General features: G+C 65.8%; 4 protein-coding genes. 1 reads left to right on the top strand and 3 read right to left on the bottom strand.

Features of this window, described 5'->3' with window-relative positions:
• Window positions 1-46: 46 nt before the first annotated feature.
• The gene (gene traA / locus ACOVRJ_RS18720) at window positions 47-367 is read right to left on the bottom strand and encodes a TraA family conjugative transfer protein (RefSeq protein WP_422045340.1); all 321 of its coding nucleotides are present in this window, start codon (window positions 365-367) and stop codon (window positions 47-49) included.
• 53 nt (window positions 368-420) lie between these two features.
• The gene (locus ACOVRJ_RS18715) at window positions 421-921 is read right to left on the bottom strand and encodes a lytic transglycosylase domain-containing protein (protein WP_422045339.1); all 501 of its coding nucleotides are present in this window, start codon (window positions 919-921) and stop codon (window positions 421-423) included.
• Window positions 922-1,193: 272 nt separating this feature from the next.
• On the opposite strand from ACOVRJ_RS18715, the gene ACOVRJ_RS18710 reads away from it, so the two are divergent.
• A complete protein-coding gene (locus ACOVRJ_RS18710; protein WP_422045338.1) occupies window positions 1,194-1,754 on the top strand; it encodes a hypothetical protein in 561 nt (186 codons plus the stop codon).
• A 194-nt stretch (window positions 1,755-1,948) separates the two neighbouring features.
• On the opposite strand, the gene ACOVRJ_RS18705 is transcribed toward ACOVRJ_RS18710, so the two are convergent.
• Window positions 1,949-2,530: Fic family protein (locus ACOVRJ_RS18705; protein WP_422045337.1), on the bottom strand; the 582-nt coding region annotated here is incomplete at its 5' end.

Genomic DNA, 2,530 nt, shown 5'->3' with positions numbered 1-2,530 from the left:
CCGGCGCGGGATCTCCAGCGCGACGTCGCTCATGACGGCCCGACCGTCAGATCGTGGCGGTCATGATCGAGTCGATGATGGTCGGCACGTAGACCATGAAGAGCGCGAAGACCACGCCCGCCAGGGCCGGGATCGGCGAGGAGCGCGCCACTCCGATGCCCGCGCCCAGGATGAAGGCCGCGACTGCAATGGCCTTGCCGAGGTAGCCGGTGGCCCAGTTCAGCATGGTCGTGTACATGGTCTGGAACTCGGTGCCGGTCGTGCCAGCGAAAGCCGACGTGGCGCCGAGCGCGAGCAGCAGGGCCACCGGTGCGACGGTGGCGAGACGGGTTGCCGTCTGTTGGGTCGTGGGAAGGTAACGGTTCAAGGGTGTCTCCAGGGCAGTGAGGTTGGCGGGTGGGGTGGAGGGCTCGCGCGCCCTCACTGCGCGTGGAGACCCCGCGCCAGCCCGGGAGGGGTGGCCGACGCGAGGCGTTCGGGGGAGTCGTTCGATGCGGTACGGCGGTCGCTCGCGGCGGTGGCGGCCATCAGCTCGCGGTGGACCTTGTGGGCGTAGGCCCGGCGAAGTGGCGCGCTGCGCGCGTTGTAGGCACCGACCGCCTCCCACGTGTAGCCCAGGCGGGAGACGTTGCCCGCCAGGATCCAGGCGCCCACGTGGATGCTCGTGCAGGCATCGAACAGGTGGTGCTCGGCGATCCCGTGGCTGGCCAGCGTCGGCAGCCACGAGGAGTTGATCTGCATGAGCCCGATGTCGCGCGAGCCGTCGCGGTTGCGGCCCACGGCCGCCGGGTTCAGGCCCGATTCAGTACGGGCGATCGCGTAGAGCAGGTGGCTGCTGAGCCCGTAGCGGGCGGCCGCCTCATCCCAGCAGGCCGAGGATGGCGCTGCGACGAGCAGCCCGACCAATGCAGACAGCGCCATCGCGCCGCGCCGGGCCGGACTGCTCGTCGTCGAGAGCGCGCTGCGTGCGATGGGGCCTCCTGTGCATCGGTGGGTCCGTGACGCGGGGGTGCGTCAGCGGTGGAGGCATCGTAGGAAGCGCGGGCGGCGGCGTCTGGGGGAATCGGGGCTTGGGGGAGGGACTGAATCGGTTAGCAAGGAGCGCCATCAGCGCACGGGGTATGGTTACCCTGGCATGACCCGATTGAAGTCCCCACGTCGTTACAGCATGATTGATCGCACGGGAGGCACGATTGGCGACCAATGAGCAGCTGACTGCCGCGCTGCAAGTGGTGGTGAACGTCGCGCGATGCATAGCGTTGAAGCGCGCGCTTGCGGCGGCTGATCCGGATCCGTCGCTGAACTTCTGGCGGGTCGTCCACGGGAATCTGCTTGACGTCGCTGTGCTCGACTGGTGCAAACTGTTCGGCTCCGACGACGAGGACCGACAACTACTGCACTGGAAGAACGTCATCGGTGATGAAGATGCGTTCCGGGCAGGTCTCTTCGCGCACGTCCAGCTGGATCAGGATGCATGGCGTGGCTACTGGCAGCAGATGAAGAGCTACCGTGATCAGCATGTCGCTCACCTGGACTTCAATCGGCGAGACGTCTCGCACTATCCCGATCTCGAACCGGCACTCGCGTCGGTCTGCTACTACTACCGCCGCTTGATCATGGAGCTTCGGGCGATGGGTGACGCGCGCTTCCCCGACGATCTCAGCCGGTATCACGAGGCGTTTCTGGCGCAGGCAGACGAAATCGCGAAAGCGGCAACCGCAGGCACCCGAGGTTTTGCAGAACGCGTAGGGTGAGCATTGAATCCTTGGGGGGCACGGCGTGAAACCGCAGTAGCCAGCCGGCTTTCGAGAGCGGTAGGCAAGGAATCAGATCCCGAGCGGAGACTTCGTCTGCGCGAACAGTCTCCGTCGAGCGGCTGCCACCGGGCCGCGTACCTCAGCGCGTTGTGTGATCGCCACTCGGCGAAGACCGGCGACCGGGTCTGAAGTCAGGCCTTGCCCGTGAGATCCGGGGCCCATTCCCGCATCTCCTGCGCGATGAACTGGGCCAACGGCGTGATTTGACCATTGACGCTTGCGGCCTCCAGGGCCTTCATGTATTCATCTCGCCGGCTCATCCGGATCACCGTCCACGGGTAGCCGCCCGACGCCAGCAGCGTGTTCATCAGGAAGCGGCCGATGCGACCGTTGCCGTCGTAGTAGGGATGGATGAAGACGAAGAGATGGTGGCCGAGCACAGCGCGAACGCAGGCTTCGGGTTCCGCCTCGATCAATTCCCACAGCGCTTCCAGAGAATCGAGGATGGCCTCGCTGGGGAGCGGCGTGTGCATCGAATTGCGGATGAAAACAGGGCCACGCCGATAGCCGGCAAGCTGACTCGCCTCGATGATCCCGGCGGTCACGGACGGTCCGAACAGCTCGGCATACCAATCGTGGTGGTCGCGCTTAACAACGACACCGACGTTCTCCCCCGTCAACACCTTGCCGATGCTCTCTTTCACGGCCTGAAAGGCCTGGTAGTAGCCCCGAGCGGCCAGCGCGTTCCGGGTCTTGTCGTGCTCGGGTTCGCC

The sequence above is a fragment of the Roseateles sp. genome (assembly GCF_049240545.1).
Lineage (GTDB): Bacteria > Pseudomonadota > Gammaproteobacteria > Burkholderiales > Burkholderiaceae_C > Paucibacter_A.
This window is presented reverse-complemented; position numbering and strand designations above follow the sequence as displayed.

What these genes read in the sequence shown, in the direction of transcription:
- ACOVRJ_RS18715 (WP_422045339.1), bottom strand. Translation starts at nt 921, where the DNA reads ATGGCGCTGTCTGCATTGGTCGGGCTGCTCGTCGCAGCGCCATCCTCG.